This window comes from Candidatus Tumulicola sp. (genome assembly GCA_035601835.1).
In the GTDB taxonomy this organism is placed as follows: domain Bacteria; phylum Vulcanimicrobiota; class Vulcanimicrobiia; order Eremiobacterales; family Eremiobacteraceae; genus DATNNM01.
Window position 1 is genome coordinate 1 of record DATNNM010000008.1, and the last position, 22,440, is coordinate 22,440.

General features: G+C 64.0%; 29 protein-coding genes and 1 tRNA gene. 28 read left to right on the forward strand and 2 right to left on the reverse strand.

Annotated features, from left to right (window positions below; genetic code table 11):
* From tuf to VN934_02800, 10 genes are all read left to right on the forward strand, one after another.
* A partial coding sequence (tuf, locus tag VN934_02755; protein HXM17711.1) for an elongation factor Tu occupies positions 1-157 on the forward strand: 157 nt, incomplete at its 5' end.
* A gap of 7 nt (positions 158-164) precedes the next feature.
* Positions 165-329 (forward strand): 50S ribosomal protein L33, encoded by a 165-nt coding sequence (gene rpmG, locus VN934_02760; protein HXM17712.1) that lies wholly within the window; start codon positions 165-167, stop codon positions 327-329.
* Positions 328-403: transfer RNA gene (locus VN934_02765), tRNA-Trp, on the forward strand. The genes rpmG and VN934_02765 overlap by 2 nt, the downstream gene beginning before the upstream one ends.
* A 57-nt stretch (positions 404-460) precedes the next feature.
* Positions 461-751, forward strand: a complete 291-nt coding sequence (secE, locus tag VN934_02770; protein ID HXM17713.1) for a preprotein translocase subunit SecE — start codon at positions 461-463, stop codon at positions 749-751.
* Between the two features lie 52 nt (positions 752-803).
* Positions 804-1,358 (forward strand): transcription termination/antitermination protein NusG, encoded by a 555-nt coding sequence (gene nusG, locus VN934_02775; GenBank protein ID HXM17714.1) that lies wholly within the window; start codon positions 804-806, stop codon positions 1,356-1,358.
* A 2-nt stretch (positions 1,359-1,360) separates the two neighbouring features.
* A complete protein-coding gene (gene rplK, locus VN934_02780; protein HXM17715.1) occupies positions 1,361-1,783 on the forward strand; it encodes a 50S ribosomal protein L11 in 423 nt (140 codons plus the stop codon).
* A 50-nt stretch (positions 1,784-1,833) separates the two neighbouring features.
* Positions 1,834-2,538 (forward strand): 50S ribosomal protein L1, encoded by a 705-nt coding sequence (rplA, locus tag VN934_02785; GenBank protein ID HXM17716.1) that lies wholly within the window; start codon positions 1,834-1,836, stop codon positions 2,536-2,538.
* A gap of 163 nt (positions 2,539-2,701) precedes the next feature.
* The gene (gene rplJ, locus VN934_02790; protein HXM17717.1) at positions 2,702-3,256 is read left to right on the forward strand and encodes a 50S ribosomal protein L10; all 555 of its coding nucleotides are present in this window, start codon (positions 2,702-2,704) and stop codon (positions 3,254-3,256) included.
* Between the two features lie 24 nt (positions 3,257-3,280).
* Entirely contained in the window at positions 3,281-3,661 is a 381-nt protein-coding gene (gene rplL / locus VN934_02795) for a 50S ribosomal protein L7/L12 (GenBank protein ID HXM17718.1), read from the forward strand.
* 54 nt (positions 3,662-3,715) lie between these two features.
* Positions 3,716-4,231, forward strand: coding sequence for a hypothetical protein (locus tag VN934_02800; GenBank protein ID HXM17719.1), 516 nt, complete (start codon positions 3,716-3,718; stop codon positions 4,229-4,231).
* 7 nt (positions 4,232-4,238) lie between these two features.
* Here the strand turns inward: VN934_02800 and VN934_02805 are convergent, their stop codons facing one another.
* Both VN934_02805 and VN934_02810 read right to left on the reverse strand, forming a co-directional pair.
* Positions 4,239-5,081: a M48 family metalloprotease gene (locus VN934_02805; protein HXM17720.1), complete on the reverse strand. Its 843-nt coding sequence runs from the start codon at positions 5,079-5,081 to the stop codon at positions 4,239-4,241.
* Positions 5,082-5,145: 64 nt separating this feature from the next.
* Positions 5,146-7,254, reverse strand: coding sequence for a sodium-translocating pyrophosphatase (locus tag VN934_02810; protein ID HXM17721.1), 2,109 nt, complete (start codon positions 7,252-7,254; stop codon positions 5,146-5,148).
* Between the two features lie 114 nt (positions 7,255-7,368).
* Here VN934_02810 and VN934_02815 point away from each other — a divergent pair, with 114 nt between their 5' ends.
* The 18 genes from VN934_02815 (at position 7,369) to rlmD (ending at position 22,406) form a co-directional block, all read left to right on the forward strand.
* Positions 7,369-8,388, forward strand: coding sequence for an ABC transporter permease (locus VN934_02815; GenBank protein ID HXM17722.1), 1,020 nt, complete (start codon positions 7,369-7,371; stop codon positions 8,386-8,388).
* Between the two features lie 93 nt (positions 8,389-8,481).
* Positions 8,482-9,117 (forward strand): FHA domain-containing protein, encoded by a 636-nt coding sequence (locus VN934_02820; GenBank protein HXM17723.1) that lies wholly within the window; start codon positions 8,482-8,484, stop codon positions 9,115-9,117.
* 213 nt (positions 9,118-9,330) lie between these two features.
* Positions 9,331-9,519 carry a helix-turn-helix domain-containing protein gene (locus tag VN934_02825; protein HXM17724.1) on the forward strand — a complete coding sequence of 63 codons (189 nt, stop codon included), beginning with the start codon at positions 9,331-9,333 and terminating at the stop codon, positions 9,517-9,519.
* The gene (locus tag VN934_02830) at positions 9,516-10,358 is read left to right on the forward strand and encodes a FliA/WhiG family RNA polymerase sigma factor (GenBank protein ID HXM17725.1); all 843 of its coding nucleotides are present in this window, start codon (positions 9,516-9,518) and stop codon (positions 10,356-10,358) included. Before VN934_02825 ends, VN934_02830 begins: the two co-directional genes overlap by 4 nt.
* A gap of 68 nt (positions 10,359-10,426) precedes the next feature.
* On the forward strand, positions 10,427-11,332 hold the full coding sequence (gene ftsY, locus VN934_02835; protein HXM17726.1) for a signal recognition particle-docking protein FtsY: 906 nt from the start codon (positions 10,427-10,429) through the stop codon (positions 11,330-11,332).
* The gene (recA, locus tag VN934_02840) at positions 11,329-12,384 is read left to right on the forward strand and encodes a recombinase RecA (protein HXM17727.1); all 1,056 of its coding nucleotides are present in this window, start codon (positions 11,329-11,331) and stop codon (positions 12,382-12,384) included. Before ftsY ends, recA begins: the two co-directional genes overlap by 4 nt.
* Positions 12,385-12,490: 106 nt before the next feature.
* Entirely contained in the window at positions 12,491-12,901 is a 411-nt protein-coding gene (locus VN934_02845; GenBank protein HXM17728.1) for a regulatory protein RecX, read from the forward strand.
* Positions 12,901-13,668 (forward strand): polyphenol oxidase family protein, encoded by a 768-nt coding sequence (locus VN934_02850; protein ID HXM17729.1) that lies wholly within the window; start codon positions 12,901-12,903, stop codon positions 13,666-13,668. Before VN934_02845 ends, VN934_02850 begins: the two co-directional genes overlap by 1 nt.
* Complete coding sequence (locus tag VN934_02855) at positions 13,665-14,381, forward strand: response regulator transcription factor (GenBank protein HXM17730.1); 717 nt, start codon at positions 13,665-13,667, stop codon at positions 14,379-14,381. Before VN934_02850 ends, VN934_02855 begins: the two co-directional genes overlap by 4 nt.
* Positions 14,353-15,531, forward strand: a complete 1,179-nt coding sequence (locus tag VN934_02860) for an ATP-binding protein (protein HXM17731.1) — start codon at positions 14,353-14,355, stop codon at positions 15,529-15,531. Before VN934_02855 ends, VN934_02860 begins: the two co-directional genes overlap by 29 nt.
* Positions 15,528-16,220 (forward strand): peptidase E, encoded by a 693-nt coding sequence (locus VN934_02865; protein ID HXM17732.1) that lies wholly within the window; start codon positions 15,528-15,530, stop codon positions 16,218-16,220. Before VN934_02860 ends, VN934_02865 begins: the two co-directional genes overlap by 4 nt.
* Positions 16,221-16,375: 155 nt before the next feature.
* Complete coding sequence (locus VN934_02870; GenBank protein ID HXM17733.1) at positions 16,376-17,623, forward strand: glycoside hydrolase family 125 protein; 1,248 nt, start codon at positions 16,376-16,378, stop codon at positions 17,621-17,623.
* Between the two features lie 106 nt (positions 17,624-17,729).
* Positions 17,730-19,010 carry an adenylosuccinate synthase gene (locus VN934_02875; protein ID HXM17734.1) on the forward strand — a complete coding sequence of 427 codons (1,281 nt, stop codon included), beginning with the start codon at positions 17,730-17,732 and terminating at the stop codon, positions 19,008-19,010.
* A 224-nt stretch (positions 19,011-19,234) separates the two neighbouring features.
* The gene (locus VN934_02880; protein HXM17735.1) at positions 19,235-19,381 is read left to right on the forward strand and encodes a hypothetical protein; all 147 of its coding nucleotides are present in this window, start codon (positions 19,235-19,237) and stop codon (positions 19,379-19,381) included.
* Entirely contained in the window at positions 19,369-20,598 is a 1,230-nt protein-coding gene (locus VN934_02885) for a hypothetical protein (protein HXM17736.1), read from the forward strand. The genes VN934_02880 and VN934_02885 overlap by 13 nt, the downstream gene beginning before the upstream one ends.
* Complete coding sequence (locus VN934_02890; GenBank protein HXM17737.1) at positions 20,595-20,876, forward strand: hypothetical protein; 282 nt, start codon at positions 20,595-20,597, stop codon at positions 20,874-20,876. The genes VN934_02885 and VN934_02890 overlap by 4 nt, the downstream gene beginning before the upstream one ends.
* Entirely contained in the window at positions 20,873-21,064 is a 192-nt protein-coding gene (locus tag VN934_02895; GenBank protein ID HXM17738.1) for a hypothetical protein, read from the forward strand. Before VN934_02890 ends, VN934_02895 begins: the two co-directional genes overlap by 4 nt.
* Positions 21,042-22,406, forward strand: coding sequence for a 23S rRNA (uracil(1939)-C(5))-methyltransferase RlmD (gene rlmD, locus VN934_02900; protein ID HXM17739.1), 1,365 nt, complete (start codon positions 21,042-21,044; stop codon positions 22,404-22,406). Before VN934_02895 ends, rlmD begins: the two co-directional genes overlap by 23 nt.
* The last annotated feature ends 34 nt before the right edge of the window (positions 22,407-22,440 follow it).

The following is a 22,440-nucleotide window of genomic DNA, read 5'->3' on the forward strand; positions in this document are numbered from 1 at the left end:
CCTGCCGACGGGCGTGGAGATGGTGATGCCCGGGGACAACGTGCGCATGAACGTGGAGTTGATCACGCCGATCGCGTGCGAAGAAGGCCTGCGCTTCGCGATCCGCGAGGGCGGCCGCACGGTGGGCGCCGGCGTCGTCACTAAGGTGACCGAATAGTTAGAGCATGGCGAAGAAGGAAAACCGCGTGATCATCACCCTCGCATGCGGCGACTGCAAACGGCGCAACTACACGAGCATGAAGAACCGCCAGAGTACCACCGCTCGGCTGGAGCTGAAGAAGTACTGCCGTTGGTGCAAGTGCCATACGTCCCACAAGGAAACTCGATAGGGCGGTAGCTCAATTGGTAGAGTAGCGGTCTCCAAAACCGTTGGTTGCAGGTTCGAGTCCTGTCCGCCCTGCCAGCACTCATACTTATACAAGGAAATGTAGTGCCGGGGCTTTAGCCCCGGGGATAATAAATGAAGAGAATCACCATGCCCGGCAAAGCCGAAGGCGACAACGGCAAAGCCGAGGCGAAGCAGAAGGCTGCAGAGCGCTCCCAGGAGGGTCAGCGCCGCTGGCGCTCGCTGCAATCGGGCCTGCGCGCGATCGTCTCGGAGATGAAGCGCGTGACATGGCCCAGCCGAGAGGAGTGGGTGTCGGCCACCGTCGTGACGATCGGTTTGGTCGCGCTCGTCGCGCTTTGGACGGCCGCAGTCAGCCATATCGTCGAATTCTTGCTCGGTCTGCTGAAGGCGCCGGGAGCGTAAGGTGGCAGAAGAAGTCCAGGCACAGCAGCCGGACGGCGATCTCGCCTCCGAACTGCTCGCCGAGAGCACCGACCCCGACCGCAAGTGGTACGTCGTGCACACCTATTCCGGCTACGAGAACAAGGTGAAGGCCAACCTCGAGCGGCGCATCAAGTCCATGAACATGCAGGACTTCGTGTACCGCGTGCTCGTGCCCACGGACAAGGAAGTCGAATTCAAGGACGGCAAGCGCAAGGAAGTCGAGAAGAAGGTGTACCCGGGCTACGTGCTGGTCGAGATGAAGATGACCGATCAGTCGTGGTACGTGGTGCGCAACACGCAGGGCGTCACCGGTTTCGTCGGCTCGCCCGGTTCGGGCGAGAAGCCATTGCCGCTGGCCGACAAAGAAGTCAAAACGATCCTCAAGCAGATGGGCATCGAGACCCCGAAGCTCAAGATCGATTTCAAGAAGGGCGATCGCGTCAAGGTCACCTCCGGCCCATTCTTCGACTTCACGGGTACGGTCGACGAGATCGACGCCCAGAAGGAGCGTCTGCGCGCGCTCATCTCCATTTTCGGGCGCGAGACGCCGGTCGAGCTCGAGTTCTATCAGGTTGAAAAGGTATAGACGTGGCAAAGAAAGTCATCGCGAGGATCACGCTCCAGGTCCCGGCAGGCAAGGCCACGCCGGCGCAGCCCGTGGGTCCCGCGCTCGGTCAGCACGGCATCAATATCATGGAGTTCTGCAAGGCGTATAACGAGCGCACCGCAAGCCAAGCCGGCAACATAATCCCGGCGGTCATCACCGTGTTCGAGGATCGCTCGTTCACGTTCGTGACGAAGACGCCCCCGGCGGCCGATCTGATCAAGCGCGCGGCGGGCGTCGAAAAAGGCTCGGGCGAGCCCAATCGCAAGAAGGTCGGCAAGATCTCGTGGGACGATTGCCGCAAGATCGGCCAGATGAAGATGGCGGACCTCAACGCCAACGACGTCGAGGCCGCCGCCAAGATCGTCGCCGGCACCGCCCGCTCGATGGGCATCGATGTAGAATAACTTCAAGTGGGAGGCCCGCAGGCCGTTCGCACCACGGAGGAAACCATCCAATGACAAAACACGGCAAGAAATATCGCGAGAGCGTGAAGGCTTTCGGCGGCGAGCGGCTTTTCGCCGCCGACAAGGCGGTCGAGCTGCTCAAGGTGAGCGCAAAGGCGAAGTTCGACGAAACGGTAGAGCTTCATATCCGGCTCGGCATCGACCCGAAGAAATCTGATCAGACGGTTCGCGGCACGGTCGTGATGCCGCACGGCACCGGACAGTCGAAGAAGGTCGTAGTCTTCGCCAAGGGCGAGAAAGCCAAAGAAGCGCAGGAAGCAGGCGCGGACGTGGTGGGTGATCAGGATCTCATCGATCGCATCAAAGGCGGCTGGCTGGAGTTCGACGTCGCCGTCGCGACGCCGGACATGATGGGCGCCGTCGGCTCGAACCTCGGCAAGATCTTGGCGCAGCGCATGCCCAACCCGAAGGTGGGCACGGTGACGCAGAACATCAAGCAGGCGGTGCAAGAGATCAAGGCCGGTAAGGTCGAGTACCGCGCGGACAAAGCGTCGATCATCCATTGCATCGTCGGCAAGGCGTCGTTCGGCAAGGAAGCGCTGCTTGAGAATTTCAACGCGCTCATGGACGCGATCATCCGCGCGAAACCGGCATCCGCCAAGGGCACGTACCTGCGCAGCGTCACGCTCGCTACGACGATGGGGCCGGGCGTGCGGGTCGATCCAACGCGCCTGAAATCGGCTGTTGCGGCCTAAGCCGGGACATGGTAGAATAACCGAGTTGTCATTCCGATGACCGCAGGTCGCAGCCCCACGCGGGCCGCGTAAATCCCACAAGGATCCCTGCCGAGGAAGCTCTTACGCGAACATCATCGATTTCGCAAGCGCTTTCTCAACCATAGAGAAGGCGCTTATCATTATGCCGACTGAGAAGAAAGAAGCGAGCATCAAGGCGATGCGCGAGAAGCTCGCCGGATCGAAAGACCTGTTCTTCACCGATTTCCGGGGCCTGACGGTCGGCGAGCTCAAGACGCTTCGCAACGCGCTGCGCAAAGATTCCACGAGTTACTCGGTGATCAAGAACACGCTGTTCGGCATCGCGATCGGCGAGGAGCGGCGCGCGCAGCTCAAGACCATCCTGGAGGGACCGACCGCCGTCGCCTTCGTCGGTGCCGACCCTGTGGCTGCCGCAAAAGCGCTGGTGAAGTTCGCCGCCGACTCAAAGAAACTACAGGTCAAAGCTGCTTTCGTCGACGGGCAGTTTCTCAGCGCTGAGGATGTCCAAGCCCTCTCGAAGATCCGCGGGCGGCATGAGCTGTTGACGGCGCTCGTCGTCAGCCTGCATTCTCCGCTGCACGGGCTGGTCAACGTGCTGCACGGCAGCCACCGCAAGCTCGTGTACGTGCTCCATGCGATTCATCAGAAGAAGTCCGAAGCCGAAACCCCCGCCGCAACCGAAACCCCCGCCGCCTAGGAAAGGAACTTAAGGAAAACCACCATGGCCAACGCAGAGCAAATGATCGAAGAGATCGAAAAAATGACCGTGCGCGAGCTTCACGAGCTCGTCAAGGCGCTCGAGGAGAAATTCGGCGTCACCGCCGCCGCTCCGATGGCCGCCGCCGCGCCGGCCGCCGCGGGCGCAGCTGCGCCGGGAGCCGAAGCGAAGACCGAATTCGACGTCATCCTGACCGCCGCGGGCGACAAGAAGATCAACGTCATCAAGGTCGTGCGCGAGGTCGTCCCCGGGCTGGGTCTAAAGGAAGCCAAAGACCTCGTCGAGGGCGCTCCGAAACCGGTCAAGACCGCCATCGCCAAGGAAGAGGCCGAGTCGATCAAGGCCAAGCTCGAGGAGCAGGGCGCCAAAGTCGAGATCAAATAAGCCGCAAACTGCCGATAATCAATGTAGCACATCGATTATTGGGGGTAGACGATCTTGTCGGCAGTGCCGGTCGGCAGGCGAATCGCGCTAACGCTGTCTTTGGTCTTGGTCCTGTTCCTGTTCCCGGCGAAGCCGAGCGCAGCTCCTTCGCCCGCGCCCACGACCACGCCCGCACCGTCTCCCACGCCGGTCGCGGTCACGATCGATAAGAACGGCTTCCATCCGCAAACCGTCCGCATATACTCCGGCCAATACGTTGCCTGGACGAACGGCGACAAGAAGCAGCACACCGCCACGGCGGCGGACGGCTCTTGGGACACCGGTCCGATAGATCCGCAGCAAACGGTGGTCCGGCAATTCTTCGAGGCAGGCAAATGGGACTACATCTGCGGGTTCGCTCCCGGGTTGCAGGCCACGCTGTTCGTCGCGCCTCCGCTGCCGCCCGGTGCTGCGCTCCCCACAGCCGCGCCGCCCACCACAGCTCCGACGAATACGCCGCGCATTTCGGCGGTGAACGCATCGGCTACGCCGACGTCGATACCGACGCCCAGCGACGGCACCGGCGGATAAAAAGAGCTTAGTTCAGGATCAGACGATCGGCGGCGCCGGAGACGCGCAAGCCGTTTGACGCCGTGATCTGCGGGGACCAACGCGCGTACGCGGTCGGGTTGCTCTTGAAATATCCCTCGATGCGGGCGATGCGGTCCTTCGTCGACGGGTGGTCCTGCACGTACTGCTCGAAGCCGACGTCGCCGTACAATTTCTGAAGTCTGTTGAAGAACCAGATCATGCCCCACGGGTTGTAGTTCGCCTTTGACGCGAGAATGACGCCCTCGTGGTCGGCCTGGTACTCTTGCTGGCGGGAGAAGTTCAGAAAAGCGTAATTGCCGGCGAGGTTGAGCACCGTCGCCGTCAGTTGGTTGCGGATGAAGAGCCCGAGAATGCCGCCGACGATATTGGCGGTCTGCGCTTGGTGGATGCGATTCATCACGTGTCCGAGCACGATGTGGCCGGTCTCATGTCCTACCACGCTCGCCAGCTCTTCCTCGTTCTCAGCGTTCTTCAACAACGTCTCATTCACGTAGAGCCAGCCGCCGGGTACGGAAAAGGCGTTAGCCTTATCACCCTTGACGATGACGAAGGTCATGGGCCACCAATGCGGTTGCGCGGCAGTCGAGATGCGCTGCCCTACGGCGCGAAGCACCGGGTAGTAGACCGATTGGTCGATGATCTGATTCTGTTTGCGCAGGTCGTTGTAGACCTGCAGGCCGATGGCCCGCTCCTGAGCCTGCGTCTCGGCGAGCGCGGGGAGTCGGATCGAGCCCAGCGCCCCGGCTACCGCCAAGCTGCCCGCTCCGCAGAGCAGGCAGTAGCGAGAGATGCGAGGGGATGCGGGGTCGAGTTTTGGTGAAGTATCCATGACTCTTATAACGTACCCAGCGCCCGCCTTAGTTTCCCAGCGCTTTCCAAGTATTCGCGCGTCTCTACTTGAGGAACGGCACCAACAGCAGAGCCACGATGTTGAGCACCTTGATCATCGGGTTGATGGCGGGACCGGCGGTGTCTTTGTAGGGATCGCCGACCGTGTCGCCGGTGACGGCTGCCTGGTGCGCCGGGCTGCCCTTGCCTCCGTAATGGCCATCCTCGATGTATTTCTTGGCGTTATCCCACGCGCCGCCGCCCGACGTCATCGAAATCGCCACAAAAATTCCGGTGGTGATGGAGCCGACCAGCACTCCGCCAAGCATCAGTGCCGCATCCGCTTTCGTCAGCACATGGCCAACGCCAAGCAGAATGACAGCGATCGGGACCAACACCGGTATGAGCGCGGGGACGAGCATTTCGCGCAACGCCGACGCGGTTACGATATCGACGCATCGCCCATATTCCGGCTTGCCCGTGCCTTCCATGATGCCTTTGATCTCACGGAATTGGCGCCGCACCTCTTCGACGACCGCGGCGCCGGCGCGGCCAACCGCTTCCATGCACAGCGCGGCGAACAAATAGGGGAGAGCGCCGCCGATCAGGAGTCCAGCGAGCACGGACGGATTATCGAGCGTGAACATCAGCTGCGCGGCGCCTTTGGCCGCTTCAGCGAGCTCTTGCTGGAATGAAGCGAACAGCACGATCGCTGCGAGCGCCGCGGAGCCGATGGCGTAGCCCTTGGTGACCGCCTTGGTCGTGTTGCCGACGGCATCGAGCGGGTCGGTGATGGCGCGGATTTCGGGTCCGAGTTTTGCCATTTCAGCGATGCCGCCGGCGTTGTCGGTGATCGGTCCGTACGAATCGAGCGCCACGATGATGCCGGCCAGCGAGAGCATCGACATGGCGGCGATGGCCACGCCGTACAATCCGGAGAGCGAGTACGACGCCAAAATGCCGATCACGATGGTGAGCACCGGCAAGGTGGTGGCTTTCATGGAGACGGCGAGGCCCGTGATGATGTTGGTCGCATGGCCAGTCGTCGACGCTTTGGCGATCTCTTGCACCGGTTTGAATTGCGTGCCGGTGTAGTATTCGGTGATGATTACCATCAGCGCGGTGATCGCCAGGCCGATGAGGCCACAGACCCACAGTTTCCACGTCAGGTACAGATCGAAGCTGCCGGACAAGTCGGCGGCGTGCTTCATGATGTGATCCGTCGCGAAGTAGAAAGCAGCCGCCGACAGCACCGCGGCGACGCCGAGCCCGGTGTACATCGCGGCCATGATGCTCTTGCCGCGGATGCGCACGAACCACGTGCCGACGATCGACGTCAAAATGGATATGCCGCCGATGGCGAGCGGGAACAAAACGGCGGTGAGCGCGAGGTCCGGCCGCGAACCGAACACCAGCGCGCCGAGCAGCATCGCCGCGATGGTGGTCACGCAATACGTCTCGAACAGGTCGGCCGCCATGCCGGCGCAATCCCCGACGTTGTCGCCGACGTTGTCGGCGATGACGGCCGGATTGCGAGGGTCGTCCTCGGGGATGCCCGCTTCCAGCTTGCCGACCAGGTCTGCGCCGACGTCGGCGCCCTTCGTGTAGATGCCGCCGCCAAGACGCGCGAACACTGAGATCAGCGAGCAGCCGAAGCCAAGGCCGATCATCGCGTTCAACGCGCCGCGCAAGTCGGCGCCATACACCTGATGCATGATCGCGAAATAGCCGGCGACGGCGATCAGGCCCAAGCCGACGACGAGCAGTCCCGTGATCGCGCCTCCCCGGAAGGCGACCGCGAACGCTGAAGCGAGTCCAGCCTTGGCCGCCTCGGCGGTGCGCACGTTGGCGCGCACGGCGATCGACATGCCGATGAAGCCGGTCGCGCCCGATAACACCGCGCCGATCAAGAACCCGACGGCAGGCTGCCACGCATGAAACGCCAGCCAGATGAGAACCGCCAAGACGACCGCCACCACGGCGATCGTGCTGTACTGGCGGCGCATGTACGCTATCGCGCCTTCCTGAATGGCGGCGGCGATCTCTTTCATGCGGTCGGAGCCCTCGGGTTTGCGCAGCACCCACATGATGAGGACGATGCCGTAGAGGATCGCGATCACGCCGCAAACGAGGGCGAAGCCGATCGAGAGGTTATACGCGATGGCCTGTGTCACGAAGCGCGTCTCCTAGATTTTGAAGGCGTACATAGACGTCGGTCGAGTAAGGCTCGACCGCATCGCACACGCGAAAAAGAGGGTTTGCGATGACCCGTGAAAAGGCCTGTTGCCGTGGCCCGATTCATCGCCCAGCGCGCGCTCCGTTTCGTCGCAGTGCTCGTCACGATCACCGTCGTGTCGTTTGCGTTTTTGCATCTCATCCCGGGCAATCCGATACAGATCCTGCTCGGCGAACACGCGACCGGCGCTGACATCGCGCGCCTGACCCACGAATTGAAGCTCGACCGGCCATGGTACGAACAGCTCGGCGCGTACCTATGGCAAGTCGCGCACGGCAATCTCGGCAAGTCGCTTGAGGACAATATCCCGGTCGCGCAAAAATTGGCGCAGTATTTTCCCGCTACGATCGAACTCGGACTCGCCGCCATGCTGGTCGCGGTGTTTGTGGGCATCCCGGCCGGCATTGTTGCGGCGCTCAACCACCGGAAATTCATCGATACGGCGCTCAACATCTTCGTCTTGCTCGGCGTGTCGGTGCCCGTGTTCTGGCTCGGCTGGATGATGCTCTACATTTTTGCTTACGAGCCGAGCAAGGCGGGTCTGGACCTGTTGCCGCTCACCGGTCGCCTCTCCATCCGCTACGCGATTCCGGTGCACACGCACCTGATGACGATTGATGCGCTGCTTGCGGGCAACTGGGGCGCCTTTGCGGACGCGTTGCGCCATCTCGTGCTGCCGGCGCTCACGCTGGGCACGATACCGCTTGCCATCGTGGCGAAGATGACGCGCGCCGGCATGATCGAGGTGCTGCAGACCGACTACATCCGGACCGCCAGAGCTAAGGGTCTTGGGACCTTCGCCGTGGTCGTGCACCACGGGCTCCGCAATGCGCTGATCCCGATCGTGACGGTGATCGGCCTGCAAACGGGCCTGCTGCTTGGCGGCGCGGTCCTGACGGAACACATCTTCGCGTGGCCGGGTGTGGGCAGGCTCGCCTTTGAGGCGATCAGCAACCGCGATAACCCGCTCATCAACGGCTCGATCCTTCTCTTCGCCACCACGTTCGTGATCGTTAATCTCATCGTGGACATTCTCTATGCGATTCTTAATCCGCGGATACGATACGCATGAGAAGATCGCTCCAGAACGAACCGAGCCTTGTGGGGTCGCTGGCGAGTGCCGGGGACGCTTGTGTTGCCAGTCACTCTTAAGGAATGGCGACCAATGGTACGATACCATATGGAAGAACCGCAATCTGGGGTTCCGCACGTGAGCAAGAAAGTGAAGACGGAGAGCAAGGCGACCCCGAGGCCCCCAAACGCGGCCCAGCCTCCGGCGGCCGGACTTCCGCCTGCCCGCAGCGAGCTGAACGCCCGCCTTTGCGGGCGTTGTTTTGCTCGTAACAGCTCGGGCGAGACCTACTGCAAGGTCTGCGGCGAACCGCTGCCTGACCAGCCGGCCAACCTCGAGGGTGCGGTCACGCGGCGGTCCGCGTCTCCAACCGTGCGAGCGACGCTCACCATCCACGTCGACTATGGCGATGGGGCCGAGTACGAGATCCCGCTCGACAAAGATGTGGCGCTCGTCGGCAGAGCCTCCGTGTCGGACAACGTCAGCCCGGACATCGACCTGGCCCCATTCGATCTTGGCAATTACGTATCGAGGCGCCACGCCTTCATCGTGCGCCGCCACGGAAGTTTCCTTATCGAAGACTTGGACAGCGCGAACGGCACGGCGCTCAACGGCGCTCAACGCCTCGTGCCGCACACCCCGACCGCGCTCAAAAACGGCGACAAGATCACCTTCGGCAACACCAAGGTGGCGTTCACAACGGAGAGTGTCCCGCCGACCGGGTCGTGAAAAAGCATAAAATCGGTTAGTTCAAAAAAAGGGATAAAACCGGAAAAAGGGAACAAAGCGTGCCCTCGCTCGTGAGCCGCGAATTCGTAGGTAATGCGGCCCGAGTGTGCGTCTGTGTCAACCCCGGATGTATTGCCGGACTTCTCAAAGGCGCGGAGCATGCGTAACGGACAGCGCAGAGCAGACCGAAGAAAAGACCGGAGCAGCGATTGGATGACCTCCGGTGAAGTTGCGCGTGAGCTGAACATGACCGACGCGGCTATCCGGCGCTGGGCACGCGAAGGCTTGGTCGACGCCGTCAAGACCCCGGGCGGGCAGTATCGTTTCCGCCGTGAAGCGCTCCACAAAATGCTCGAAAGCACGCGCACTAACGGCGTGCCCACCGCGGGTAGACGCTCGTGATCTCAAGGATGCGCTCCCAGGGTCGCTACTCGATCGCCGGTCAGAGCCTCTCGCGCGAAGAGATCATCCACAAATTCCTCCCGCTCGTGAAGTACGTCGCCGGCAAGATCTCGGTCAGTCTTCCCGCACACGTCGATATCAACGATCTCATCAACGAGGGCATCCTCGGACTCATCGATGCGATCGGCAAATACGACGACTCGCGCGGCGTCAAGTTCGAGACCTACGCGACGACACGGGTCAGCGGCGCCATCTTAGACGCGCTGCGCGCGATGGACTGGGTGCCGCGTGCGGTGCGCCAGAAGGCTCGCGAACTCGAACGCGTTTTCACCGACCTCGAACATAAGCTTGGCCACGCCCCGGCGGATCATGAAGTCGCGCGGGCGATGGGCATCACGCGCGACGAGTACCACGCGCTTTTGATGAAGATCCGCGGCAGCTCGATCCTCTCGCTCGAAGAATTCTTGCCCAACGATAAGGGTCACGACGTCGCGCTCCTCGATACACTGCGCGACAGCGGCCCGGAGGTGACCTTCAGCGTTGAATCCGCCGAGCTCAAGATGTCGCTGGCGGGCGCCGTCGAGGCGCTCCCGCCGCAAGAGCGGACGGTCATCTCGCTGTACTATTTCGAAGGCCTGACGCTCAAGGACATCAAGAGCGTCTTGAACGTTTCGGAGTCACGCGTCTCGCAGATCCACGCGCAGGCCGTCATCCGGCTGCGCGCCAAGCTGAAAGCCATCCACGTGGACCTCGGCTACCGCGAGGGCGACCCCTCCGTGCGTCAGAAGTACGTGCGCAAGAAACCGCAAATAGAACCGCAGCAGGCAGCCAACCAATAAGAGAAGCGGCGAGCCTCAGCCGGTTATCCACAAGTAGCGTCCCTTCGCCCGGTCGAACCACTGTAAGCGTGCAGTGGCTTTCTTCGTTTCGCGACGGGCTCGCCAAGACGCGGAACGACCTGGCCGGGCACTGGAACGCGCTGCTCGGCCGGCAAATGGTCGACGAAGCGTTCTGGGAGGAGTTCGAGGAGACGCTCATCTCCGCCGATTTCGGGGTGGCGACGACCGAAAAGATCGCCCGCGACCTCAAGGCCGCCGCCGCGCAGCAGAATCTCCAAACGGCCAAGGACGTTATACGGGTGTTCCGGGACGACGTGGCCGTCTACCTTAAGCACCCGGCCCTAACGCCTGCCGCAATCACAGCGAAGCCGCACGTGGTGCTGGTCGTGGGCGTCAACGGCTCCGGCAAGACGACCACTATCGGCAAGCTGGCAAGCGCGCAGCGCCACAAGGGCCGCCGCGCGCTGCTGATCTCAGCCGATACCTTCCGCGCCGCCGCCGGGTCCCAGCTCGAGGTCTGGGCCGACCGTGCCGGTGCTGACATCGTGCGCCACAAGGAGGGTGCCGACCCAGCCGCAGTCGTCTTCGATGGCTTGGCGGCAGCCAAAGCGCGCGGCGCTGACGTGGTCTACATCGACACCGCGGGCAGGCTGCAAACCAAGCACAACCTAATGGAAGAGTTGAAGAAGATCAGGCGCATCGTCGCGCGCGAAGTCGAGGGCGCCCCACACGAGACCCTGCTGGTGCTGGACGCGACCACAGGACAGAACGCGCTCTCCCAAGCCAAGCTGTTCCACGAGGCGGCGGAAGTGACGGGCATCGTGCTCACGAAACTAGACGGGACGGCAAAGGGCGGTATAATCGTAGCGATCATGGACCAAGTCGACCTGCCGGTCCAGTACGTGGGCTTTGGCGAGAAGGTAGACCAGTTGCAGGCATTCGACCCCGCCGCATACGTGAACGCGTTATTTTGAATAAGGAGAAACCGGTGTCCGAAAAAGACAAAGCCCTGGAAAATGCGCTCGCGCAGATCGAGCGCCAGTTCGGCAAGGGCTCCATCATGAAACTGGGCGAGGCCGCCGCCAACATGCAGATCGAGGTGCTTTCCACCGGATCGATCGCGTTGGACCTGGCGCTCGGCGTCGGCGGCTTGCCGCGCGGCCGGGTGGTCGAGATCTACGGGCCCGAATCCTCGGGCAAGACCACGCTGACGCTGCACTGCATCGCGGAGGCGCAAAAGGCCGGCGGCGTGGCGGCGTTCATCGACGTCGAGCACGCATTGGATCCCGCCTACGCGCGCAACCTCGGCGTCGACCTCGACAACCTGCTCGTGTCGCAGCCGGACACCGGCGAGCAGGCGCTCGACATCGCGGAGATGTTGGTGCGCTCCAACGCCGTGGACATCGTCGTGGTGGATTCGGTCGCTGCGCTCGTGCCCAAAGCTGAGATCGAAGGCGACATGGGCGATTCGCACATGGGCCTGCAAGCGCGCCTGATGTCGCAAGCGCTGCGCAAACTCACCGCCGCGATCTCCAAGTCGCGCACCACGATGGTGTTCATCAACCAGATCCGCGAGAAGATCGGCGTGATGTTCGGCAATCCGGAGACGACCACCGGCGGCCGGGCTTTGAAGTTCTATTCCTCCGTGCGGCTGGACATCCGCAAGCTGGAGAGCATCAAGATCGGCACGGATGTCGTCGGTTCGCGCACGCGCGTGAAGGTCGTCAAGAACAAAGTCGCGCCGCCGTTCAAGGTGGCGGAGTTCGACATCACCTACGGCAAGGGGATCAGCCGCACGGGTTCGCTCATCGACGTCGGGCTCGAGCAGAACATCATCGGCAAGACCGGGTCGTGGTACACGTACGGAGATCAGCGCATCGGCCAAGGCCGCGAGAACGCCAAGGCATACCTCGAAGAGCATCCGGAGACTGCGGCCGAGCTCGAGGCGAAGATCCGGGCGCTGGTGACCAAGAGCATCGCCCCCGTCGACAACAGCCCCACCCGATTCGCCGCAGTCAACGAATAACATGACCAGTGGAGCAGGCTCTTTAGAGCCTGCTGCTTCCCCCAAGAGCTCAGCGCTTGCCGCGGCGCTGCGCCTCCTGTCGGGTAGGCGCCTTACCAAATCTCAATTGGCGCAGAAGCTGCGCGATCGCGGGTTTGAGCCTGGCGGCATTCAGAACGCGGTTGACGAGTGCGAGCGGCAGCGCTACCTCGACGACCGCACCTACGCCCAACTCTTCGTGAAGAGCCTGCTCGACCGCAAAGCGGTCGGCCGCATGCGCCTGCTGCACGACTTGCTGCGCCACGGCATCGACGGCGATCTCGCGCGCGAAGTGCTGGACGAATTCCCGGACGAGGATGACTCACGCATCGAGCGCGCGTTGGCGAAATTGGAGACGCTGCGGCCCGAAGACGGTTACGAACAGCTTGGGCGCAGGCTCGAACGCCTCGGATTCACCGCTCCGGAGATCGCCAAAGCGCTGCGCCGAAGGGCGAAGGAGCGCGGCGCATTCCCCGTCCGCTTCGAAGCGCTCGAGTGATGACCCATAGCGACCTCGGCGGCGGGTTCGTGAGCGAGCCGCGCGAAAGCGGCGACACGGTTATCCTGGCGGGCGCGCTCGCCGGCGCGGGTGCGCTGGGCTTGGCGAGCCCCGTGAGCATTGACGCGCGACTGGACGCAGATGCGCGCGCGTGGCTGGACGAAGTCGGCTTCCGTTCCAAACGGCTGTGTTCGCTTAGCCAGCAGCACGGCGCGGAGATCGTGTCCGCCTCGTTGCTCGAACGCAAAAGATCTCCGGACGCGGACGGCATCTGGACGGACTCGAGCAGCGATCTGCTCGCCATCAGAACCGCCGACTGCGCCGCCATGTGGATCGTCGATCCGCGCAATCACCGGCTGTGCATGCTGCACGCAGGCTGGCGCGGCGCCGCTGCCGGCATCGTGCCCGCGGGGGTGCGCGAGCTCGCCGGCGCCGGCGGCGACCCACGCGAGTTCATCGCGGCGGTCGGGCCGCATCTGCGCCCGTGCTGCTTCGAAGTCGGGCCCGAAGTCGCCATCTCGTTTCAGCAAATTGAAGGCGCGATTCTCCCCGCCAAGGAGTTGCTGGCACCGCGCATGCGCTCCGACAGCGTCGCGCTCGACTTTTCCGCCGTGCTCAACGATGCGTTCGGGCGCTGCGGCGTGCCTGCGGAGTCGGTCCACATCGCAACCGCGTGCACGCGCTGTCACCCGGACCTGTTCCACTCGTACCGGCGCAACGGCGCGGGCGGACCGTTGATGATCTCCGTAGGGGTGTTGACCTCGTGAGGCCGGCCGCCGGCGAGGTCGCAAGCCGCCGTTGCGCGCTCGTCGTGGACGACGAGCCGAACATCGCCGCGCTGCTGAGGGAAACGCTGGAAGGCGAGGGCTTTGAAGTGATCGTCGCGCCCGACGGCATGGCGGCGCTGCGCCGCGCTCGGGAGCATACCCCCGACCTTGTGATCCTCGACATCGGATTGCCCGGCCTCGATGGTTTCGAGGTATGCCGCGCGCTGCGGAAAGAATCGGCGGCCCCGATCCTCGTCGTTTCCGCGCGGGGCTCCGAGGTCGACCGTGTCGTCGGCTTGGAGTTAGGCGCGGATGATTATGTCGTCAAACCGTTTTCCCCAAGGGAGTTGGCGGCGCGCGTTCGCGCCGTCATGCGGCGCAGCGGTCAGCCGCCGGTCCCGGCCGGCAAGAGACGCATCGTCGGCGATCTTGCGATCGACGCCGAACGGCGCGAAGTGAACGTGGGCGGGAAGCCGGTTTCGCTCAAGCCGCGCGAATTCGATCTGCTGTGGCTTCTCGCGCGTAACGAAGGCCGGGTGTTCACGCGCGACCAGTTGATCGAAGCGGTGTGGGGCTTCGATTTCGAAGGCGATCCGCGCACCGTCGACGTTCACGTGCGCCGCCTGCGCCGGGCGCTCGACGACAACGTGGACGCGCCTCGTTACCTTCACACCGTTCACGGTCTTGGCTATAAGCTCACGACACCGCACTGAACGGCGCGCGGAGGGCGCGCGCATCGCTGAGCTTGGCGCTCTGAGCACGCCGCTCGTCGCGCTCGCAAAGGCGCGTTTAGCGGCGCCGTTGCTCTACTTGGAACTGACCGGGCTCGATAGCGTGCCTGTGCGGAGCCGGCGCGCGACCCGGGAAGCCTGCCTGCGCGCGGTCGCGTCGGCGTTGCGCTCCGCGGCCGGCAGCGTGTTGCGTAAGAACGACGTCGTCGCTGCCGGGCCAGGCGCGCAGTGGTTCGTCGCGCTGCTGGTGGATCGAGCGGTGTCTGCGCCGGCCAAGCGCGAGATCGACGAATCGGAAGTGGGCGCGATCGCGCAGCGGCTGCGGGTCCTATCCGCCGGCGCTTTGCAAGCGTTGCATCGCTCGGGCGATCTGTCCGCCAAGATCGGCGTTCGATGCGGCTGGACGGTTCTGGATCCGGTCGACGTGCAAAGGCCGTTGGCAGATCTGCGTCAAGCCGTGCGCGGCGCGAGCGTCGTCGCGCGCCTCGAGGCGCAGCGCGCTACCGTTCTGGCGGCAGTGACGCACGAGCTGCGCACACCGCTGACGTCGATCGTCGGCTATGTCGAACGGCTTGGTGGCTCGAAGGTGACGGTCGAGCAACGCGATCGATTCTGCGCCATCATCGCCTCCGAGGCTCGCAGGCTGCACCGTCTCGTGGACGGGTTGATCGACCTCGGGGCGTGGACCGCCGGTAAGATCTCGCTGCGCCGCGAGCGGGTCTCGTTGCGCGAACTCGTGGCGGGTGCGTGGGAGGCGGTGGCGCCCATCGCCGCACCCCGGGGCGTGAGCATGACGCTTTCGGGCGAGGCCGATGCCGAGGCAGACCCCGAGCGGATGCTCCAGGTGCTGATCAACGTTTTGGAAAACGCGGCGCGCCACGCTCCGCCGAGCAGCGTCGTGACTGCGCAGGTCAGCGCCCCTGGCGGCCGCCGCGTTGTGATCATCGCCGACAAAGGCGGAGGCTTCGAGCCGCGCGTGCGGCGCACGTTCGGCTTGCCCTACGTGCGCGGCACGAACGGCCGCACCGGACTGGGGCTCGCGATCTCGCGCTTGCTGGTGGAGGCGCACGGCGGCAAGATGAAGGTCGGGGGCGGAACGAAAGGTGGACGCGTGACGATCGAATTACCATGAGACAGGTCATCGCCATCGGCGGGGGCGGGGTCACGGCAGAACCGTACAACCCGCTGCTCGACCGCTACATCATCGAACAGGCCGGCAAGGACCGGCCGAAAGTCTGCTGGCTGCCCACTGCGAGCGGTGACGGCATCGTGGGGATCGCCGCATTCCTCTCGGCATACACCGCGCTGCCGTGCCAGCCGTCCGTCCTCTCGTTGTTCCGGCAAACGATTCCAGATGCCGGCGCGCATCTGCTGGCCCAGGACGTCATCTTGGTGGGCGGCGGCAACACTCGCAACATGCTGACCCTTTGGCGGCTCTGGGGAATCGACACGGTCCTCAAAGAGGGATACGACCGCGGCATCCTGCTGTGCGGGGTGAGCGCGGGGTCGATCTGCTGGTTTGAGGAGGGCGTCACCGACTCGTGGGCGGGCGAGCTACGGCCGATTGCAGGGTTGGGTTTTCTTAAGGGCAGCAACTGCCCGCATTACGATGTCGAGCCGGGCCGGCGGCCGACCTATCAACGCCTCGTCGGCAGCGGAAGCATGCGGCCGGGCTATGCCGCGGACGACGGCGTGGCGTTGCACTATCGCGACGACGTCCTTTACGCGATCGTCAGCGCCAAAGCCGACGCGAAGGCATATCGGCTCGAAACAGGTGACGCCGGTGTTTCTGAGACTGTGATGAAACCCACGTATCTTTAGCGAGCGTTGCTCGACGCATGAATATCACGGATATAATGAGAGGAGCCGGAAAAAAGTGCCGATAATAGGAGCGAGGGAGGGCACGAACCATACGATCGGCGCGACTTCGAACTGCTTCGCGGGCCACGGCTGCCGCCGGGCTCATTTTTCTATTTTTGTCGAGTCTCGCTGCGTTCGTACCCGCCAGCGCGACCGAGCTTGACGCCATTTCGAAGGCCGCGGCCGAGTTCCACGGCGGTGCGATCGACACCGGGCAGATCTACACGCAGTGCCTGCTGTCCACGGTGCGCAACGACGTGACGTTTGAACCCGATCAAACCACCTACGTCATCACCGGCGACATCGGCGCCATGTGGCTGCGCGACGCGAGCGCGCAAGTCCGGCCGTACCTCTATTTCGCCGAGGACGCTGCCGTCAAAAGCATGTTGCGCGGCGTCATCCTGAGAGCGGCGCGAAGCCTTGCGCTCGATCCTTATGCCAACGCGTTCAATCGAGACTATAAGGTCGCTGAAGAGAAGTACGAACTCGACTCGCTGCTGTATCCGATCTCGTTCGCGTGGATGTATTGGAAGAAGACGAACGATGCGACCATCTTCACGCCCGAGGTGAAAGCCGCGTACGAAAAAGCGATCGCCCTCATGCAGCTGGAGCGCGACCACAGCTTGTCGCGTTATCGCCACCGCGAGCTGCCCAACGGCGGGGCCGGCTCGACGACCGGATACACGGGTATGGTGTGGACCGGATTCCGCCCGAGCGACGACGCCGCGCAGTATGGCTACAATATTCCGGAGGAGATGTTCGCGGTCGTCGCGCTGGACGAACTGCACGAGATCGAGGACAAGGTCTGGCGCGACCCTGGGGAGAGCATGCAAGTCGCGTCGCTACGCGCCGGCATCATCGACGGGATCAACAAGTACGGCATCGTCTTCTCGCCGAAATACGGCTATATCTATGCGTACGAGGTCGACGGCCTCGGGCACAGCGTGCTCATGGACGACGCCAACGTGCCGAGTCTGCTGTCGATCCCTTATTTAGGCTACACGCCGATCAACGGACCGATCTACACGAACACGCGGCACTTCGTCTTGTCCGAAGACAACCCGTTCTATTTCTCCGGCAAACTGGCGCGCGGGGTCGGCAGCCCTCACACCCCGAAAGGCTATGTCTGGCCATTGGCTCTCGTCATGCAAGCGCTCACCTCGAGCGATCCGGCCGAACTCAAGGGCGTGCTCGCCGAACTGCTGGCCTCGGACACGGGCGAGCACCTGCTGCACGAGTCGTTCGATCCGAACGACCCGTCGAAATACACCCGCTCCAACTTCGGCTGGCCCTGCTCGCTGTTCTCCGAACTTGTCCTCGACCGGGTTATGGGGGAGACTCCGCTGCCCTCCCCGGCGAACTAACACCCGTACTCTACCCCCGAAAATCGTAAAATCGTAAATGTAGTGCCGGGGCTTTAGCCCGGGTAATGTAGTGCCGGGGCTTTAGCCCCGGAAAAGGAGCATCGCCTTGTCCGTAACCCTTGTCATCGGCGTGCAATGGGGTGATGAAGGCAAAGGCCGCATCGTCGATTTCTTGGCCGCTTCCCGGCCGGAGATCGCGGCGCGCTTCGGGGGCGGCGCTAATGCCGGACACACCGTGAGGGTGGGCGACAAGACGTACAAATTGCGCATCGTGCCGAGCGGTGTGGTCGCGGGTGCGCGCAATTGCATCATCGGGCCGGGCGCAGCCGTTTCGCCGGCTCAATTCGTCGCTGAGCTGGGCGCGCTAGAAGGAGAGGGCATCGACACGTCGCGCGTGTGGCTATCCGACCTTGCGCATCTGATCCTGCCCTACCACATCGAACTCGACCGAGCGTTGGAAAAAAGGCGCGGCGACTCCGCGCTCGGGACGACCGGCAACGGCATCGGTCCGGCGTATGTGGATCGCGTCGCGCGCAAAGGCGTCCGTGCCGGCGATCTGCGCGACCCCAAGGCGCTGAAGGTACTTATCGAAGCTCGCTGCAGCGACGCCGCCGAGTTGGGCGTCAACGTCGATCCACACAGCGTGTGGGAAGAGGCGATCGCACTTTCGCCGCGCGTGCTTCCGCACGTGCGCGATACGGTGGCGATGATCGGCGAAGCCTTGCATGCCGGCAAGTCGATCCTGGTCGAGGGCGCGCAAGGCAGCATGCTCGACGTCAACCTCGGAACCTATCCATATGTGACGTCGTCGGTCACCGTCGCAGGCGGGGCCGGCGCGGGTCTTGGCTTCGGGCCGACGTCCGTCGAAAACGTGATCGGCGTAGCAAAGGCGTACGCGACGCGCGTCGGCGCCGGCCCGTTCCCGACGGAACTCACGGACGCGGTGGGCGAGCATCTGCGCACCAAAGGCCGGGAGTTCGGCGTGGTCACAGGCCGCCCGCGCCGTTGCGGCTGGCTCGATCTCGTCGCATTGCGCTACGTCGCTGCCGTCAACGGCCTGACCCACCTCGCGCTCACCAAGCTGGACGTGCTCGACGGCATGCCCGAGATCGCGGTGTGCACCGAATATGCGAATGCCTCCGAGGCTTCTCTGCCCTTTGTGATCGCGGCAAAGCCGCAACCCGTGCTCAAGATGGTGCGAGGCTGGTCCGAGCCGACGACGGCCGCGCGCGCCTGGGACGAACTGCCGTCGCCGGCGCGGGCGTACGTCGAAATGATCGAAGAGGCGGTCGGCGTGCCGGTGGCTTACGTGTCGGTCGGACCGGAGCGCTCGCAGATCATCGTCCGAGAGCACGCGCCGCTGCGCGCGGTCGAGCTAAAGGCGTGACCTCACCAAGCGCCGTGACAACGCTTGCTCGACTAGAAGCGCGCTCGCGCGCCCAAGCCCGAGCAGCACTCGGCCAGGCGAGGCTCCACGCCCGCGCTCGTGAGTTGGAAGTAAAGACGCAGATGAGCAACCGTGAGGACATGGGACGCGAGTCGGTCTGGCGATCTTTTGCATGTGCAGCTCTTGAAGCTCATCGCGTGGGGAGTGCCGCTCGCTCGAGCGCCATGCACGACACTGAAACCGACGCGCTGGGCGAAGCGGATGTCGCGCGAGGCGTTCAGCGGCATTGGGCAGCCTTGCGCCGCGGTCTGGAGCGCCGCATCGCGCGCGCGCAGGCGGGCGCAGCGCGCAGGCACCCGTGGCCAAGCTAAGCGACGCCGACCTCGACCGCCTGGTCGCGGCGCTTGGGCCGGCAGAGTCTGAAGAGGCGGCAGAATCCGAAGATGCGACAGCATCGAAAGAGCCCGCGCCTCAGGCACTGAACGCCGCCCTCGCAAGTGCAAACGCGACCGGCCGCCTGGGAGAAGCACTGACGCGCGAGCTGCGCGCGTATTTGAATGCGGATATCACGTGCCGCTCCGCCGGCCAGATGCCCGCGCTCGATCACGCCTGGCGCTTTGAGGGGACCAGCGGCAAATCGCTCTGGTGGGTCGAGTTCGACGACGAGCTCGCTCGAGAGCTCGCGCGCACGATGATCGGCGCACCCCATGAAGAATCCACCGGAACGCTTCGAGCCAAGCTCGGCAAGTCCAACTCGCGCAGCGGCCACATGCTTGCGCGTCTTGCCGCTCGCTTTCTCGCCACGCTCGCCGGATGCGTCGAGGCGCCGCCCCCTCGCGTTGAGTATGTCTCGCGCGATGTCGCCGCCGATGACTCCAGCGCATCGGCGGGCGGCTCGTGCAGCATCGCGGGCAACTCACATGGCTGGCGCGCGGGCGTGGCGACCGAGCGGGGCGCAAGCGCGCGAAGCGATCCGCGGCCAGGCGCTGCGAATCGCTCGGTAACAACGCGGCCCGGCACTGTCGCGGCCAAGCCGGAACGAGGCGACGCGCGCGGTGAACCCGATAGCGAGTCCTCACGCGAACCCGAACTCACGCTTTCGAAGGCGGTGCGCGCAGCCGCATCAGCATTGGCCGAGGCCGCGCGGGTGACGGTGACGGTGTCAGGCATCGAAACGCGCCGCGTCGCTGCGCCGGTCATGCCAAAGGGCCAGTTGCGCTTGGCGTTCACCACGGGCGGCCAGGGCTCGCTCGTCCTCAGCGCCGACCGGGGCGCGGTGGAAGCGCTCGTGAGCGCGGCGCTTGATGGGCCGCTGCCCACCGTGCAAGACACGGGGGCAGTCGTCGTCGCGGCGGCTGAAACGCTCATGCGCGCAGCGCTGAGCGGTTTTGCGCAGCGCTTGACGAGCGTGGCCGGCGAACCGCATCGCGTTCTGCGTCTTGTTGAAGGCGCGCTGCCCGCGCGAAGTCCGCACTACACGATCGCCTCGCGTCTCTCGCTCGGAGATCGTGTGACCGCGCTGCGCTGGCTCGTGCCCGCCTGGATGGCCGGCGAAGAGCGTACGCCGCCAGAACCGAGTCGTCTGTGATCGCGTCGCTGATGAAGAAGATCAAAGCCTGGCTTCGCGCGCGCGTCGCGAGCGCGCCCCTGCGCATCGTTGCCGCAAGACCTCTGCACGGCGGTACGGCGGTTTACGTCGCCGACATCGATGGCCGGCGTCTGGTGTTCACGGTCGGTGGGAGCGGGATATGCCTGCTGGCGTCTTATCAGACGATGGCCGCGCACGATTCCGGGCGCGAGGAGGAGGCCGCGCAACGCCGCGCCGAAACGCACTACAAAATGACTAAAGAAATGCTTAGCGCATGAGCGCGCGCTGGTTGTACCCGGTGCTCTGGGTGGCGGTCTTCGTCGCGTCGGCGGTCGGCACGTATCTGTTCGTGCGTTCCATGATCGCTCCGGAACCACCCAATCCGACCCGAGACCGCATTCAAGCCCTTATCGACGAAGCCGATCAGCTCCGGCGGACACTCGTTGAAGACCAACGGCGCGGGTGAGCCGGCGCCGAACGACCTCGTCAGCGAATCAATAACCCTCGAAGATCTGCTCGATAACGGTCAAGGCGTCGGCCGCATCAACGGCCTCGTGGCATTTGTGACGGGCGGCCTGCCCGGCGAGCGCGTGCGCATCGCGATCGACGCGAAGAAGCGCAGCTACGTTAGCGCTCACGTGGTCGCCATCGAAGCGGAGTCCCCGGATCGCGTCGCGTCGATGTGTCCGGTTTTTCCGCTATGCGGCGGCTGCCAGGTGCTGCACCTCCGGTACGAAGCGCAGCTCGCATGGAAGCGGCGCCTCGTCGCGGATGCGCTGACGCGGCTTGGCGGATTTCATGACCCCGACGTGGCGCCGACGGTCAGCGCGCTCGCGTCGCACGACCAGGGTTACCGCAACAAGGTCAGTCTCGTGCCGCGCTTCATCAAGGGCGCGATGCGCCTGGGTTTCTACGAGGCTCGCTCGCACCGGGTGGTTCCCATCGAGCATTGTCCGGTGTTGTTGCCGCGACTTGATGAGGCGGTGCGCTCCCTAGTGGCGTTCGCAAACGACGCGCCGCAGGCGTTCGAGGGTATCCGCCATGTCGTCGCGCGCGCGAGCGCGACCGGCCCCGAGCTCGTCGTCTCGTTCAACGGCGTGAAGGCCAATCGCGCGCTTGGCGAACTCGTCGACGAACTGCGCAAGCGCATGCCGCACGTGACGGGCTTGGTCAGCAACTGGGAACCGGTGAGCGACAACGTGCTTTTCGGCGAGCGCTCGGCCACGCTGTGGGGCACGCCTTCATTGCAAGAACGCATCGCCGGCGCAACGCTGCGCTTCGGGGTCGCGTCGTTCTTCCAAGTGCACAGCGCCGTGCTCGAGCTGATAGCGCAGCACGTGTTGACCGCGCTGAGCGGCGCGCAGCGCGTCGTCGATCTGTATTGCGGAGTCGGCACCTTCGGCGTCATCCTCGGCAAACGCGGTATCGCCAGCACGGGAGTCGAATGGTTCAAACCGGCGGTTGACGAAGCGGTCGCAAACGCCGCCGCCAACGCCGTGGTGAATGCCGCTTTCGAGACGGCCGGTGCAAGCGTTGCAGTAGCCGGCGAGCGCGGACGCAGCCTGTTTGAAGGCGCAAGCGCAGTCATCGTCGATCCTCCGCGCAAGGGCTGCGAAGCCGGAGTGCTTGCGGTCATCGCGCAGTGGCGCGTCCCAAAGGTGCTCTACGTGTCGTGCAATCCAGCCACGCTGGCCCGCGATGCACGTCTGCTGTGTGAAGGCGGGTATCGCATGCTGCGGGCGACGCCGTACGACATGTTCCCGCACACCGGCCACGTGGAAGCGGTCGCCGAATTCGATCTAATGTAGTGCTGGGGCTTTAGCCTCGGTTTAAGGAAAAAAC

Bases quoted from the DNA above. Each gene is read 5' to 3' on its own strand.
- rpmG (HXM17712.1), top strand. From the start codon at position 165: ATGGCGAAGAAGGAAAACCGCGTGATCATCACCCTCGCATGCGGCGAC.
- secE (HXM17713.1), top strand. From the start codon at position 461: ATGAAGAGAATCACCATGCCCGGCAAAGCCGAAGGCGACAACGGCAAA.
- rplA (HXM17716.1), top strand. From the start codon at position 1,834: ATGACAAAACACGGCAAGAAATATCGCGAGAGCGTGAAGGCTTTCGGC.
- rplJ (HXM17717.1), top strand. From the start codon at position 2,702: ATGCCGACTGAGAAGAAAGAAGCGAGCATCAAGGCGATGCGCGAGAAG.
- rplL (HXM17718.1), top strand. From the start codon at position 3,281: ATGGCCAACGCAGAGCAAATGATCGAAGAGATCGAAAAAATGACCGTG.
- VN934_02805 (HXM17720.1), bottom strand. From the start codon at position 5,081: ATGGATACTTCACCAAAACTCGACCCCGCATCCCCTCGCATCTCTCGC.
- VN934_02820 (HXM17723.1), top strand. From the start codon at position 8,482: ATGGTACGATACCATATGGAAGAACCGCAATCTGGGGTTCCGCACGTG.
- VN934_02825 (HXM17724.1), top strand. From the start codon at position 9,331: ATGACCTCCGGTGAAGTTGCGCGTGAGCTGAACATGACCGACGCGGCT.
- VN934_02850 (HXM17729.1), top strand. From the start codon at position 12,901: ATGACCCATAGCGACCTCGGCGGCGGGTTCGTGAGCGAGCCGCGCGAA.
- VN934_02865 (HXM17732.1), top strand. From the start codon at position 15,528: ATGAGACAGGTCATCGCCATCGGCGGGGGCGGGGTCACGGCAGAACCG.
- VN934_02880 (HXM17735.1), top strand. From the start codon at position 19,235: ATGCACGACACTGAAACCGACGCGCTGGGCGAAGCGGATGTCGCGCGA.
- VN934_02895 (HXM17738.1), top strand. From the start codon at position 20,873: ATGAGCGCGCGCTGGTTGTACCCGGTGCTCTGGGTGGCGGTCTTCGTC.